General features: G+C 74.6%; 10 protein-coding genes. 6 read left to right on the forward strand and 4 right to left on the reverse strand.

What is annotated here, in order from left to right; all coding sequences use genetic code 11:
* Nucleotides 1–223 precede the first annotated feature (223 nt).
* Both ACIF6F_RS05295 and ACIF6F_RS05300 read left to right on the forward strand, forming a co-directional pair.
* A complete protein-coding gene (locus tag ACIF6F_RS05295) occupies nt 224–1,597 on the forward strand; it encodes a cryptochrome/photolyase family protein (RefSeq protein ID WP_399941464.1) in 1,374 nt (457 codons plus the stop codon).
* A 128-nt stretch (nt 1,598–1,725) separates the two neighbouring features.
* Nucleotides 1,726–2,349 carry an RNA polymerase sigma factor gene (locus tag ACIF6F_RS05300; protein ID WP_399941468.1) on the forward strand — a complete coding sequence of 208 codons (624 nt, stop codon included), beginning with the start codon at nt 1,726–1,728 and terminating at the stop codon, nt 2,347–2,349.
* A 33-nt stretch (nt 2,350–2,382) separates the two neighbouring features.
* On the opposite strand, the gene ACIF6F_RS05305 is transcribed toward ACIF6F_RS05300, so the two are convergent.
* Nucleotides 2,383–3,372 (reverse strand): MerR family transcriptional regulator, encoded by a 990-nt coding sequence (locus tag ACIF6F_RS05305; RefSeq protein WP_399941471.1) that lies wholly within the window; start codon nt 3,370–3,372, stop codon nt 2,383–2,385.
* Nucleotides 3,373–3,629: 257 nt separating this feature from the next.
* Here ACIF6F_RS05305 and ACIF6F_RS05310 point away from each other — a divergent pair, with 257 nt between their 5' ends.
* From ACIF6F_RS05310 to meaB, 4 genes are all read left to right on the forward strand, one after another.
* Nucleotides 3,630–5,849 carry an NADP-dependent isocitrate dehydrogenase gene (locus tag ACIF6F_RS05310; protein ID WP_399941473.1) on the forward strand — a complete coding sequence of 740 codons (2,220 nt, stop codon included), beginning with the start codon at nt 3,630–3,632 and terminating at the stop codon, nt 5,847–5,849.
* Nucleotides 5,850–6,107: 258 nt separating this feature from the next.
* Nucleotides 6,108–7,952 (forward strand): methylmalonyl-CoA mutase small subunit, encoded by a 1,845-nt coding sequence (gene mutA / locus ACIF6F_RS05315; RefSeq protein WP_399941475.1) that lies wholly within the window; start codon nt 6,108–6,110, stop codon nt 7,950–7,952.
* Nucleotides 7,952–10,156, forward strand: coding sequence for a methylmalonyl-CoA mutase (scpA, locus tag ACIF6F_RS05320; RefSeq protein ID WP_399942173.1), 2,205 nt, complete (start codon nt 7,952–7,954; stop codon nt 10,154–10,156). Before mutA ends, scpA begins: the two co-directional genes overlap by 1 nt.
* A gap of 9 nt (nt 10,157–10,165) precedes the next feature.
* On the forward strand, nt 10,166–11,152 hold the full coding sequence (meaB, locus tag ACIF6F_RS05325; RefSeq protein WP_399941478.1) for a methylmalonyl Co-A mutase-associated GTPase MeaB: 987 nt from the start codon (nt 10,166–10,168) through the stop codon (nt 11,150–11,152).
* A 97-nt stretch (nt 11,153–11,249) separates the two neighbouring features.
* On the opposite strand, the gene ACIF6F_RS05330 is transcribed toward meaB, so the two are convergent.
* The 3 genes from ACIF6F_RS05330 to ACIF6F_RS05340 all read right to left on the reverse strand — a co-directional run bounded on the left by ACIF6F_RS05330 (nt 11,250) and on the right by ACIF6F_RS05340 (nt 13,619).
* Nucleotides 11,250–11,975, reverse strand: coding sequence for an SIR2 family NAD-dependent protein deacylase (locus ACIF6F_RS05330; RefSeq protein WP_399941480.1), 726 nt, complete (start codon nt 11,973–11,975; stop codon nt 11,250–11,252).
* A gap of 610 nt (nt 11,976–12,585) precedes the next feature.
* Nucleotides 12,586–13,119 (reverse strand): GNAT family N-acetyltransferase, encoded by a 534-nt coding sequence (locus ACIF6F_RS05335; protein ID WP_399941482.1) that lies wholly within the window; start codon nt 13,117–13,119, stop codon nt 12,586–12,588.
* Nucleotides 13,120–13,160: 41 nt separating this feature from the next.
* Nucleotides 13,161–13,619, reverse strand: a complete 459-nt coding sequence (locus ACIF6F_RS05340) for a cyclic nucleotide-binding domain-containing protein (RefSeq protein ID WP_399941484.1) — start codon at nt 13,617–13,619, stop codon at nt 13,161–13,163.
* Between the last annotated feature and the right edge of the window lie 107 nt (nt 13,620–13,726).

Below are 13,726 nucleotides of genomic sequence, written 5' to 3' on the forward strand. Positions count from 1 at the left end.
ACGCCCGGCACGTGCGCGGATCGACCGGGCGAGGTGGGCCGGGGCGGCTCTCCGCAGGGGTGGACCGGCCGCGGCAGGGCCGGCCCGGCTCTCCGTACGGGTGGACCGGGGCGCGGCGGGTGCATCCGGGGAGCGGGTACCGGAAGAAGTACGGGTGCCCAGTTCATCGGCTCCCGGGCGCGGCGGAAGGCCCGGCGGGAGCCCGTCGCCAGGAAGCGGTGCCATGAGCGTCTCGGTCGTGCTGTTCACCTCGGACCTGCGGGTCCACGACCACCCGCCGCTGCGGGCCGCGCTGAGCTCCGCGGACGAGGTCGTGCCGCTCTTCGTACGGGACCCCGCGGTGGACCGGGCCGGCTTCGCCGCCCCCAACCGGCTCGCCTTCCTCGCGGACTGCCTGACCGACCTCGACGCCGGACTCCGCAGCCGCGGCGGCCGGCTCGTGGTGCGCTCCGGCGACACGGCGGCCGAGGTGCGCGCCGTGGTGCGGCGGACCGGCGCGGCCGAGGTGCACATGGCCGCCGGATACACCGCCTTCGCCCGGCGCAGGGAGGAGGAGCTGCGCCACGTCCTGGCGGACGAGGACTGCCGGCTCTGCGTCCACGAGGGCGTCTCCTCCGTGCTGCCGCCGGGCGAGGTGACGCCGCAGGGTTCCGACCACTTCGCCGTGTTCACCCCGTACCACCGCCGCTGGGAGGCCACCCGGCCCCGCGAGCCGCTCGCCGCCCCCCGGGCGGTACGGGTGCCGGACGGCCTGGACGGCGACGCCGTGCCCGTCCGCTCCGCCGTGGCCTCCGTGTCCGAGGGGCTCGCCGCGGGGGGTGAGAGCGAGGGCCGCAAGCGCCTCACCGGCTGGCTGTCCCGGCACGCCGACGAGTACGAGGACCGGCACGACGACCTCGCCGGCGACGCCACGTCCCGGCTCTCCCCGTACCTGCACTTCGGCGCGGTGTCGGCGGCCGAGGCCGTGCACCGGGCCCGGGCGCGCGGGGGCGCCGGCGCCGAGGCCTTCGTACGGCAGCTGTGCTGGCGGGACTTCCACCTCCAGGTGCTGGCCGCCCGGCCGGACACCGCCACGGCGGACTACCGGCCGCGCCACGACCGGTGGCGCAGCGGGAAGCGGGCGGAGGAGGACCTGACCGCCTGGCGGGAGGGCCGCACCGGGTACCCGGTGGTGGACGCGGCGATGCGGCAGCTCGCCCACGAGGGCTGGATGCACAACCGCGGCCGGCTGATCGCCGCCTCCTTCCTCACCAAGACCCTCTACCTGGACTGGCGGGAGGGCGCCCGGCACTTCCTCGGCCTGCTCGCCGACGGCGACGTCGCGGAGAACCAGCTGAACTGGCAGTGGGTGGCCGGCACCGGCACCGACACCCGCCCCCACCGGGTGCTCAACCCCGTCCTCCAGGGCAAGAAGTACGACCGGTACGGCGCGTACGTACGGCGCTGGGTGCCCGAACTGGCCGACGTACCGGTGTCGCTGGTCCACGAGCCGTGGCGCCTGGACCCGTCGGACCGGGTGGACCGCGGCTACCCCGAGCCGATCGTCACCCTGGCGGACGGACTGGCCCGCTTCCGGGAGGCCCGGGGACGGGACTGACGGCTTCGGCCCTGCGAAACGCTGCACGATCGACGCGGCTGGTGGGGCGCAGGGCGCAGCCCGGAGCCTGGAGGTGCCGGGGGCAGGTCCTCCGGCGGCATCCACCCGGGAGGAAGGCCGCCCACGCCATGGCCGTGCGACATTCCGATCACGCCGTCGACGCGGGGGCGCGGGCTCCTGTGGCCCTCGCCCCGGACCCCGCCGGGCCCGCGTCCTCCGACGAGGACATCGGCCGGGGGCTGCGCGGCGGGGACGAGCGGTGTCTCGCCGAGGCCTACCGGCGCTGGGGCGGTCTCGTGCACGCCCTGGCGGCCCGGGTCCTGGGCGACGCCCGGGAGGCCGAGGACGTGACCCAGCAGGTCTTCCTGGCCGCGTGGCGCGGCCGCACCGGGTACCGGCCGGAGCGCGGGCCCGTCGCCGGCTGGCTGGTGGGCATCGCCCGGCACACCACTGCCGACGCGCTGACCGCCCGTGCCCGGCGCCGCGAACTGGTCGCCGCGGCCGGCGCCGCGCTGCCGCCCGGTGAGGGCGTGCCCGAGGGGCCGGAGCAGGTGCTGGACCGGCTGCTGGTCACCCGCGAACTGGCCCGGCTGCCGTACGACCAGCGGGCCGTCCTCGCCCTCGCGTACTTCGGCGACCTCACGCAGGCCCAGATCGCCCACCGGACGGGCCTGCCGCTGGGCACGGTCAAGAGCCACGCCCGCCGCGGCCTCCACCGCCTCCGCAGCCGCCTGCCGGCCACGGATGCCTGACCCCGGGCCAGCCGCGGGAGGCCGGCCCGCGGGTCAGGTACAGAGGCCGGTGAGGAGGGCCAGCGCCTCGCGCAGGGAGTTCGGACGGGCCAGGCCGGGGCCGGGGGCGCGGCCCGCCCAGCCCGGGCCGGCCAGCGCGACCAGGGGGCGGGTCCTGGCGCCCCGTACCCCGAAGGCGGTGCCGGCGACGTGCCGGGCCAGGGCGTGGCTCGCGGTGGACCTGGCCTGGGACCACAGCACCACCGCGGCGGGGCCGGTACGCCGTACCGCCGCGTCCAGCGCCTCGGGCGGCACGGCCGCGCCGAGCATCCGGACCGGCAGCCCCCGCGCCGCGAGCCCGGCGGCGAGGGCCTCCAGGGGGAGGGTGTGCTGCTCGGCCGGCACACAGGCCAGCAGCACCGGCGGTGCGCCGGGTGCGGCGGCGGGTACGGGGGCGCCCCCGGCGGGCAGCGCGCGGCGCAGGGCGGTCGACACGTGCCAGGACAGCAGGTGCTCGACCTCGACGTAACGGTCCCCGGACGACTCCCACCTGCGCCCCACCGCGTGCAGGGCGGGCACCATCACCTCCTCCCAGGCGGCGACGAGCCCGTGCCGGCTCACGAAGTCGCCGAGCAGGGCGTCGAGCGCGGGCCCGTCGAGCCGTACGGCCGCCCTGGCCAGCCCGCGCAGCTGCCGCCGGGCGTCCTCGGCGGAAGTGGGGGGTGCGGTGTCCGGGTCGGGCGGGGCGCCGGGTCCGGACCCGGCGGAGCCCGGCGCGGGCTCCGCCGCGGCGCGGGCGGCCCGGGCCGCCTCCGCGGGGGGCACCCCCGAGGCCGTCAGCCGGCACATCTCCGCCAGCATCGCGATGTCGGCCGGGGCCCACCGGCGGTGCCGCCCGTCCTCGCGGGCGGCCGGGCCCAGCCCGTACCGGCGGTCCCAGGAGCGCAGTGTGGTGGGGGAGACGCCGAGGCGCCGGGCCACCGCCCCGGTGGTGAGACCGGGCGCCGGGCCGGGCGCGGGCGTCGCGTCGGACGTACCGGACATGCGGCCGAGTCTACGGCGGCGAACGGTGCACGAACGGTGCGCGGAGATGCCCGCCCCGGCCCAGGGGCGGTCAGGGCCCGCCCGGCCGTGCCGTCCCACCCCTTGGGCGGGGCAAGGGGTGATGCGCGCGGGCCGTGGTCCAGGATCCTCGACCGGATCTCAGGCCGGGCCACTGTCGAGAGGGGGCCGATCACGAGATATCTTGATGTCAAGCAATGTTGCAGACGCAGAACGCAGACGTGGAGCGGAGCACCCTGGTGACTGACTCGACCATCATCTACACCCACACCGACGAGGCCCCGGCCCTGGCGACGTACTCGTTCCTGCCGGTGGTCCAGGCGTACGCCTCGACGGCCGGTGTGACGGTGGAGACGCGCGACATCTCCCTGGCGGGCCGGATCATCGCCAGCTTCCCCGAGCGTCTCGAGGAGGGCCAGCGCATCGCCGACGCGCTCGCCGAGCTCGGCGAGCTGGCGAAGACCCCCGAGGCCAACATCATCAAGCTGCCGAACATCTCGGCCTCGATCCCGCAGCTGAAGGCCGCGATCGCGGAGCTCCAGGGCCAGGGCTACGCGCTGCCGGACTACCCGGACGACCCGAAGACCGACGAGGAGCGCGACGTCCGCGCCCGCTACGACAAGGTCAAGGGCAGCGCCGTCAACCCGGTCCTGCGCGAGGGCAACTCCGACCGCCGCGCGCCCGGCTCGGTCAAGAACTACGCCAAGACCCACCCGCACCGCATGGGTGCCTGGTCGGCCGACTCCAAGACCGAAGTCGCCACCATGGGCGTGAACGACTTCCGCTCCACCGAGAAGTCCTCCGTCATCGCCGCCGACGGCAAGCTGCGCATCGAGCACGTCGCCGCCGACGGCGCCGTGACCGTGCTGCGCGAGTCCGTCCCGGTCCTCGCCGGCGAGGTCGTCGACGCGTCCGTCATGCGCGTCGCCGCCCTCCGCGAGTTCCTGACCGCGCAGGTCGCCCGCGCCAAGGCCGAGGGCGTGCTGTTCTCCGTACACCTCAAGGCCACGATGATGAAGGTCTCCGACCCGATCGTCTTCGGCCACGTGGTCCGCGCCTTCTTCCCGGCGACCTTCGCCAAGTACGGCGAGGTCCTGGCCGGCGCCGGCCTCTCCCCGAACGACGGCCTCGGCGCCATCCTGGGCGGCCTCGCCTCGCTGCCCCAGGGCGACGAGATCAAGGCCTCCTTCGACGCCGAGATCGCCGCGGGCCCGGCCCTCGCGATGGTCGACTCCGACAAGGGCATCACCAACCTGCACGTGCCGTCCGACGTCATCGTCGACGCCTCGATGCCGGCCATGATCCGCACCTCCGGCCACATGTGGGGCCCGGACGGCCAGGAGGCCGACACCCTCGCCGTCCTGCCGGACAGCTCCTACGCGGGCGTCTACCAGGCCGTCATCGAGGACTGCAAGGCGCACGGCGCCTTCGACCCGTCCACCATGGGCTCCGTCCCGAACGTCGGCCTGATGGCGCAGAAGGCCGAGGAGTACGGCTCCCACGACAAGACCTTCGAGATCGCCGCCGCCGGCACCGTCCGCGTCGTCGACGCCGAGGGCAACACCGTCCTGGAGCAGGAGGTCGCCGAGGGCGACATCTTCCGCGCCTGCCAGACCAAGGACCTGCCGATCCAGGACTGGGTCAAGCTCGCCGTCACCCGCGCCCGCGCCACCGGCGACCCGGCCGTGTTCTGGCTGGACGAGACCCGCGCCCACGACGCGCAGCTGATCGAGAAGGTCAACGCGTACCTCCCGCAGCACGACACCGAGGGCCTGACCATCAAGGTCCTGTCCCCGGTCGAGGCCACCAAGTTCTCCCTGGAGCGCATCCGCCGCGGCGAGAACACCATCTCCGTCACCGGCAACGTGCTGCGCGACTACCTGACCGACCTCTTCCCGATCCTGGAGCTGGGCACCAGCGCCAAGATGCTGTCGGTCGTCCCGCTGATGGCGGGCGGCGGCCTCTTCGAGACGGGCGCCGGCGGCTCCGCCCCGAAGCACGTCCAGCAGCTCGTCAAGGAGAACTACCTGCGCTGGGACTCGCTCGGCGAGTTCTTCGCCCTGGCGGCCTCCTTCGAGCACCTGGCCACCACCACGGGCAACGCCCGCGCCCAGGTCCTGGCCGACACCCTCGACCGCGCCACCGGCACCTTCCTCAACGAGGACAAGTCGCCGACCCGTCGCGTCGGCGGCATCGACAACCGCGGCAGCCACTTCTACCTGGCCACCTACTGGGCCCAGGAGCTGGCCAGGCAGACCGACGACGCCCAGCTCGCCGAGGCCTTCGCCCCGCTGGCGAAGACCCTCGCCGAGTCCGAGCAGACCATCGTCGAGGAGCTGAACTCGGTCCAGGGCTCCCCGGCCGAGATCGGCGGCTACTACCAGCCCGACCCGGCCAAGGCGGCGGCCGTGATGCGCCCGTCGGCCACCTTCAACCAGGCGATCGCCTCGCTCGCCTGAGTCTGAGGACTCCGCGTCCCGCCCCGGTCGGCCCCGTGCCGGCCGGGGCGGACCCGCGTCGGGGCCGGACCGTATCCGCTCCGGTCCCGCACCGGGCCGTTCCGGACCGCCCCGAGCGGTTAACGCCCATTAACCAACAGAACCGGTCAATTGGGCCCCCATCGCAGGTCGGAGCCGGTCCGAAGGGCCTCCGGAGAGGGGAAGGTCACACGCGCGGCCTCTCATGGCACTGAGTGCCTTTCCCCTAGCATCCAGGGCATGACGGTTCTGCCCGATGACGGGCTCTCGCTCGCAGCCGAGTTCCCGGACGCCACCCACGACGAGTGGCAGCGCCTGGTCGAAGGCGTGCTGCGCAAGGCGGGCAAGGACGTGTCCGGCGACGCCGCCGAGCAGGCACTGGCGACCCCGCTGGACGACGGCCTCACCGCCCGCCCCCTCTACACGCCCCGCGACACCGCACCCGCCACCGGATACCCGGGCTTCGCGCCGTTCGTCCGCGGCGGCCGGCCCGTCGGCGGCTGGGACGTGCGCCAGCGCCACGACCGCCCCGAGCCCGGCCCCGCCAACGAGGCGGTCCTCGCCGACCTCGAGAACGGCGTGACCTCCCTCTGGCTCACCCTCGGCGGCGCGCACCTCCCGGTCTCCGCGCTCCCCGCGGTCCTGGACGGCGTCTACCTCGACCTCGCCCCCGTGGTGCTGGACGCCGGCGCCGAGACCCCGGCCGCCGCGGCCGCGCTGCTCGCCCTGTACGAGGCCCGCGGCGTCGCCCGCGAAGCCGCCCGGGGCAACCTCGGCGCCGACCCGCTCGGCCTGGCCGCCCGTACCGGCGGCACGCCCGACCCCACCGCCGCCGTGGCGCTCGCCGGGCGTTGCCACGAGGAGTACCCGGGCCTGCGCGCCCTCACCGTCGACGCCCTGCCGTACCACGAGGCCGGCGCCTCCGCCGCCCAGGAGCTCGGCGCCTCCCTCGCCACCGGCGTCGCCTACCTCCGCCACCTCACGGAGGCCGGACTGCCGGCCGAAGCGGCCCTGCGCCAGCTGGAGTTCCGCTACGCTGCCACCGCCGACCAGTTCCTCACCATCGCCAAGCTGCGCGCCGCCCGCCGCCTGTGGGCCCGCGTCGCCGAGGTCTGCGGTGCCCGCTCCGGGGACGCCGGCGCCCAGCGCCAGCACGCGGTCACCTCGCCGGTGATGATGACCCGCCGCGACCCGTACGTGAACATGCTCCGCACCACGATCGCCACCCTCGGCGCCGGCGTGGGCGGCGCCGACTCCGTGACCGTGCTGCCCTTCGACCACGAACTGGGCCTGCCGGACGCCTTCGCCCGCCGCATCGCCCGCAACACCTCCGCCATCCTCCTGGAGGAGTCGCACCTGGGCCGCGTCGCCGACCCGGCCGGCGGCTCCTGGTACGTGGAGCGGCTCACCGACGAACTCGCCGAGGCCGCCTGGGCGTTCTTCCAGGAGCTGGAGGCCGCCGGCGGCCAGGCCGCCGCCCTCGCCTCCGGCCTGCTCGGCGACCGCATCGCCGCCACCTGGGCCGCCCGCACCCGCAAGCTCGCCACCCGGCGCGAACCCGTCACCGGTGTCAGCGAGTTCCCGCACCTCGCCGAGAAGCCCGTCGAGCGCGACCCCGCGCCCCGCCCGCTCTCCGGCGGCCTGCCGCGGGTCCGCCGCGACGAGGCGTACGAGGCCCTGCGCGCCCGCTCGGACGCCCACCTGGCCGCCACCGGCAGCCGCCCGAAGGTGTTCATCGCCGCCCTCGGCCCGGCCTCCGCGCACACCGCCCGCGCCACCTTCGCCGCCAACCTCTTCCAGGCCGGCGGCATCGAGCCGGTCCACGACCCGGCCTCCGTCGACGCGGAGACCGCCGGCGCGGCCTTCGCCGCCTCCGGCGCCGAGATCGCCTGCCTGTGCTCCAGCGACGCCCTCTACGAGGAGCAGGCCGCCGCGGTCGCGGGCGCCCTCAAGGCCGCCGGCGCACGCGAGGTGCACCTCGCGGGCCGCGGCGAGCACGCGGACGTCGACGCCCGGATCTTCGCGGGCTGCGACGCCGTGGCCGTCCTGTCCTCCATCCTCGACCGCTTGGGAGTTGCGGCATGATGCAGATCCCCGACTTCTCGCAGGTGCCGCTCGGCGACGGCGCACCCGCCGAGGTCACCGAGGAGCAGTGGTCGGCCGCCGTCAAGGAGACCACCGGCTCCAGCGCCTCGGACCTGCTCTGGGAGACCCCGGAGGGCATCGGCGTCAAGCCGCTGTACACCGGACGCGACCTGGAGGGCCTGGACTTCCTCGGCACCTACCCGGGCGCGGCCCCGTACCTGCGCGGCCCCTACCCGACGATGTACGTCAACCAGCCGTGGACCATCCGCCAGTACGCGGGCTTCTCCACGGCCGAGGAGTCCAACGCCTTCTACCGGCGCAACCTCGCGGCCGGCCAGAAGGGCCTCTCCGTCGCCTTCGACCTGCCCACGCACCGCGGGTACGACAGCGACCACCCGCGCGTCACCGGCGACGTCGGCATGGCGGGCGTGGCCATCGACTCCATCTACGACATGCGGCAGCTCTTCGACGGCATCCCGCTCGACAAGATGACCGTGTCGATGACGATGAACGGCGCCGTGCTGCCGATCCTCGCCCTCTACATCGTCGCCGCCGAGGAGCAGGGCGTACCGCCCGAGAAGCTGGCCGGGACCATCCAGAACGACATCCTCAAGGAGTTCATGGTCCGCAACACCTACATCTACCCGCCCCGGCCCTCGATGCGGATCATCTCCGACATCTTCGCGTACACCTCGCAGAAGATGCCGCGCTACAACTCGATCTCCATCTCCGGCTACCACATCCAGGAGGCCGGGGCCACGGCCGACCTGGAGCTGGCCTACACCCTCGCCGACGGCGTCGAGTACCTGCGCGCCGGCCGCGGCGCCGGCCTCGACGTGGACGCCTTCGCACCCCGCCTGTCGTTCTTCTGGGCGATCGGCATGAACTTCTTCATGGAGGTCGCCAAGCTCCGCGCGGCCCGCCTCCTGTGGGCCAAGCTGGTCCGCCAGTTCGACCCGAAGAACCCCAAGTCGCTGTCCCTGCGCACCCACTCGCAGACCTCCGGCTGGTCCCTCACCGCGCAGGACGTGTTCAACAACGTCACCCGCACCATGGTCGAGGCCATGGCCGCCACCCAGGGCCACACCCAGTCGCTGCACACCAACGCCCTCGACGAGGCCCTCGCACTGCCCACCGACTTCTCCGCGCGCATCGCCCGCAACACCCAGCTCCTGCTCCAGCAGGAGTCGGGCACCTGCCGGGTCATCGACCCCTGGGGCGGCAGCGCGTACGTCGAGAAGCTCACGTACGACCTCGCGCGCCGCGCCTGGCAGCACATCCAGGAGGTCGAGGCGGCCGGCGGCATGGCCCAGGCCATCGACGCCGGGATCCCCAAGCTCCGCGTCGAGGAGGCCGCCGCCCGCACCCAGGCCCGGATCGACTCCGGACGCCAGCCGGTGATCGGCGTCAACACGTACCGCGTCGAGAACGACGAGCAGATCGAGGTCCTCAAGGTCGACAACTCCTCCGTGCGCGCGCAGCAGATCGCGAAGCTGCGCCGGCTGCGCGAGGAGCGCGACGAGCGGGCCTGCCAGGACGCCCTCACCGCGCTGACCGAGGCCGCCGGCCGCGGGTCCGGCACCGGCCTGGAGTCCAACCTCCTCGCCCTCGCCGTCAACGCGGCCCGCGCCAAGGCCACCGTCGGCGAGATCTCCGACGCCCTGGAGAAGGTGTACGGCCGCCACGCCGGCCAGATCCGTACGATCTCCGGCGTGTACCGCAACGAGGCAGGGGAGTCGCCGCACGTGGACCGCACCCGCGCCCTGGTCGACCGCTTCGAGGAGTCCGAGGGCCGCCGCCCCCGCATCCTCGTCGCGAAGATGGGCCAGGACGGACACGACCGGGGCCAGAAGGTGATCGCCACCGCCTTCGCCGACCTGGGCTTCGACGTCGACGTCGGCCCCCTCTTCCAGACGCCGGCCGAGGTGGCCCGGCAGGCGGTCGAGGCGGACGTCCACATCGTGGGCGTCTCGTCCCTGGCCGCCGGCCACCTGACCCTCGTACCGGCGCTCCGCGAGGAGCTGGCCGCCGAGGGGCGCGACGACATCATGGTCGTCGTCGGCGGGGTGATCCCCCCTCAGGACGTCCCCACGCTGCTGGAGATGGGCGCCGCCGCGGTCTTCCCGCCCGGCACCGTCATCCCCGACGCGGCGTACGACCTGGTGACGCGGCTCGGCGCGGCACTGGGCCACGACGAGCTGTAGGCGCGGCGCGTGGCCATCGACCTCGACGCCTACGTCAAGGGCGTGCTCGACGGCAAGCGGGCGTTCATCGCCCGCGCCGTCACCCTCGTCGAGTCCACCCGGCCCGACCACCGGGTGCTGGCCCAGCGGCTCCTCACCGAGCTGCTGCCGCACACCGGCCGGGCCCGGCGGATCGGCATCAGCGGCGTACCCGGCGTCGGCAAGTCGACCTTCATCGACGCCTTCGGCACCCTGCTCACCGGGCTGGGCCACCGGGTCGCCGTGCTCGCCGTCGACCCGTCCTCGACCCGCACCGGCGGCTCCATCCTCGGCGACAAGACGCGGATGGAGCGGCTCGCCGTCGACCCCGCCGCCTTCGTCCGGCCCTCGCCGAGCGCGGGCACGCTCGGCGGGGTCGCCAAGGCCACCCGCGAGTCCATGGTGGTCATGGAGGCGGCAGGGTACGACGTGGTCCTCGTCGAGACCGTCGGCGTGGGCCAGTCCGAGACCACCGTCGCCAACATGGTCGACACCTTCCTGCTGCTCACCCTCGCCCGCACCGGCGACCAGCTCCAGGGCATCAAGAAGGGCGTCCTGGAACTCGCCGACGTGATCGCGGTGAACAAGGCGGACGGCCCGCACGAGCGCGACGCGAGGGCCGCGGCCCGCGAACTCGCGGGCGCGCTGCGGCTGATGCACCCGGCCGACGCCGCCTGGACCCCGCCGGTGCTCAGCTGCAGCGCCCGCGAGTCCACCGGCCTCGACGTGGTCTGGGAGCGCCTCGAACAGCACCGCAAGGTGCTGGACGCGGGCGGCCGGCTCGACGCCAAGCGCAGCGCGCAGCAGGTGGACTGGGCCTGGGCGATGGTCCAGGACGAACTGCTCGGCCGGCTGCGCGCCCACCCGGCCGTCCGCGCCCTCGCCCCCGACCTCGAACGGCGGCTCAGGGACGGGGAGCTGACGGCCACTCTGGCCGCCGAGGGCATCCTCGACGCCTTCGGCGGCGGCCGGGACTGAACCTGCGGGGCAGCGGGGGCCGGCACCGTACCGGCCCGCCCCCGCTGCGCCCGGCGGACCGGCCCTCGGACCGGCCCCCTGGGGCCGCCCCCGGGGCTCAGGCCACCAGCCGGCGCAGCAGCTCCGGCAGGGCTTCCCCGATCGGCTCGCGGATCACCTCGTCGGCCAGCGGGTCGTACGGCGTCGGCTCGCCGTTGACGATCAGCAGCCGGGCCCCGTGCTCCGCGGCCACTCCGGCGAGGGACGCCGCCGGCTGCACCTGGAGCGAGCTGCCCACCGCCACGAACACGGTGCAGCCCTTGGCGATCGCCAGCGCCTGCCCCAGCACCACCGGGTCCAGGGCCTGCCCGAACATCACCGTCGCCGCCTTGAGGATCCCGCCGCACGACCGGCAGGCCGGGTCCTCCTCACCCGCCTCGATCCGCCCCAGCGCCTCGTCCATCGAGGACCGTGCGTTGCACCGCGTACAGGTCACCGCCCGTGCGGTGCCGTGGAGTTCGAGCACCTTCCGCTCGGACAGCCCCGCCCGCTGGTGCAGCCCGTCGACGTTCTGGGTGAGCACCCGCACCGCGGTGCCGCTGCGCTCCAGCTCCGCGATCGCCAGGTGCGCCGCGTTGGGCTCCGCCCCGAGCGCGCCGATCTCCTGACGCATCCGCCACGACCTGCGGCGCACGTCCGGATCGCTCATGTAGCTGTCGTACGTGACCAGTTGCTCCGCTCCCGGCTCCCGGCGCCACAGGCCGTTGGGACCCCGGTAGTCGGGGATCCCGGAGTCCGTGGAGATGCCGGCACCGGTCAGGATCGCGATCAGAGGCTTGCCCATGGCGCCGACCCTACGCACGGATCCCGACATCGGACGAAGTGTTTTCCGGGCGCACCCCGCCCGGGGCCGGTCCGTGCCGGATCGTCGCGCGGCTGGGCGCGGGCGGCATGGGCCGGGTGTACCCCGGCCGGTCGCCGGCGGGACGTACCGGGGCTGCCGCTCGCGGCGGCGGTGGACGCGTACGGCCCCTGGCCCGCCGGACCGGTCCTCGCGCTCGGCGCCGAGCCGGCGGAGGCACTGGGCGCCATCCACGGGCCGGGGTGGCGCACCGCGACCTCAAACCCGGGGACGTCCTGCTGTCCGCCGACGCGCCCCGCGTGATCGCCTTCGGCTTCATGGCCTCCGAGCCGGTGCCGGCCGGCGCGATCGGGCCGGCGGCCGACGTGCTCTCGCTGGGCGCGGTGCCGGCCTGGACCGCCATTGGGACGGGCCCCCCTTCGGCACCGGCTCCGCCCACGCCGGAGGCGGTGGCGGGGGAGGCGGTGGCGGGTCGCACGGGTTCACGGCCGCGCCGTCCCGGGATTCCGAGCGGCTCGGCACAGTCCGATCCTGAACGGGGACGACCGGGCCCTCGCGGCAGACGGCTCGGTCCTCCCCGACTGCCCCGACGTCAGCCCACGTACTCGGTGAGGTCGATCTCGTAGACGTGCAGGGCGTGGGCGTAGGCGGGGTGTACGGTTTCACGCTGCAATGTCATACCGAGCTTGCGCATCACGTTCTCCGAGGCGCGGTTCCCGGGCTGGCAGATGCTGACCACCCGGTCCAGGCCGCGGTCCTGCAAGGCGAACTCCAGGGCGGCGTGCGCGGCCTCGGAGGCGTACCCCTGGCCCCAGAACGGCCGGCCCAGCCGCCAGCCGATCTCCACGGCGGGCAGCACCTCCGGCAGGAAGTCCGGGACCGACAGCCCGGTGAACCCGATCAGCTCACCGGAGCCGAGCAGCTCCACGGCGAACAGCCCGAAGCCCTCGTCGTCCCACTCCTCCTCCCACCGCTCGATCGCGTCCGCCGTCTGCTCCAGGTCGCGCGTCGAGCCGTCCGCGATCCACCGCATGACCTCGGGGTCTGCGTGGATCTCGGACATGGGGACGAGGTCGTCCTCCTGCCAGCGGCGCAGGAGGAGACGGGGGGTGCGGATCTCGGTCATGCCCTCCATCCTGCCGTACGCCGGCGGGCGGCCCCACCCGGCTAGCGGGCGCTGCTGTACGGGGCGTACAGGTCCAGCAGCCGCACGCGTGCCACCTGGAGGCGGTGGGCCAGGACCCGGCCGACCCAGTGGCCGATGGCGGAGCCGAAGGCGGGGTCCGCGTCCATCAGCATGCGGACCGCCACCCCGTCGAAGGCATGGGTGCGGACCGGGGTCATCGCCTCGGCGCCGAGCTGCCAGACGTACGGCGGGAAGAGCCAGGACCAGCCCACCAGCTCGCCCGGTCCCAGACTCTCGATCTGGGCGGGGCGGCGGCCGGGGACGTTCATCTCCAGGGTGACCGTGCCGGACCGGACGATCCAGAACTGGTCGGCCGGGGTCCCCTCGTCGAAGATCCGGGCGCCCGCGGGGAAGTTCACCTCGCGGGCCAGGGCCATCAGGCGCTCGCGGTGTTCGGGGGAGAGGACGGCGGCTATGCGGAAGGGGGACGGTGTGCTCATGGCGGCCTCCGGTGTCGAGCCTCTTCCAGTGTCCCCGAGGAGCCGCAAAGGGCCAGGTGTACGCACCGCCCCGGCGATTTCCCGGGCCCGAACGACCCCGTCGTCAC

It is taken from the genome of Streptomyces sp. NPDC086023 (assembly GCF_044540325.1).
Classification (GTDB): domain Bacteria; phylum Actinomycetota; class Actinomycetes; order Streptomycetales; family Streptomycetaceae; genus Streptomyces.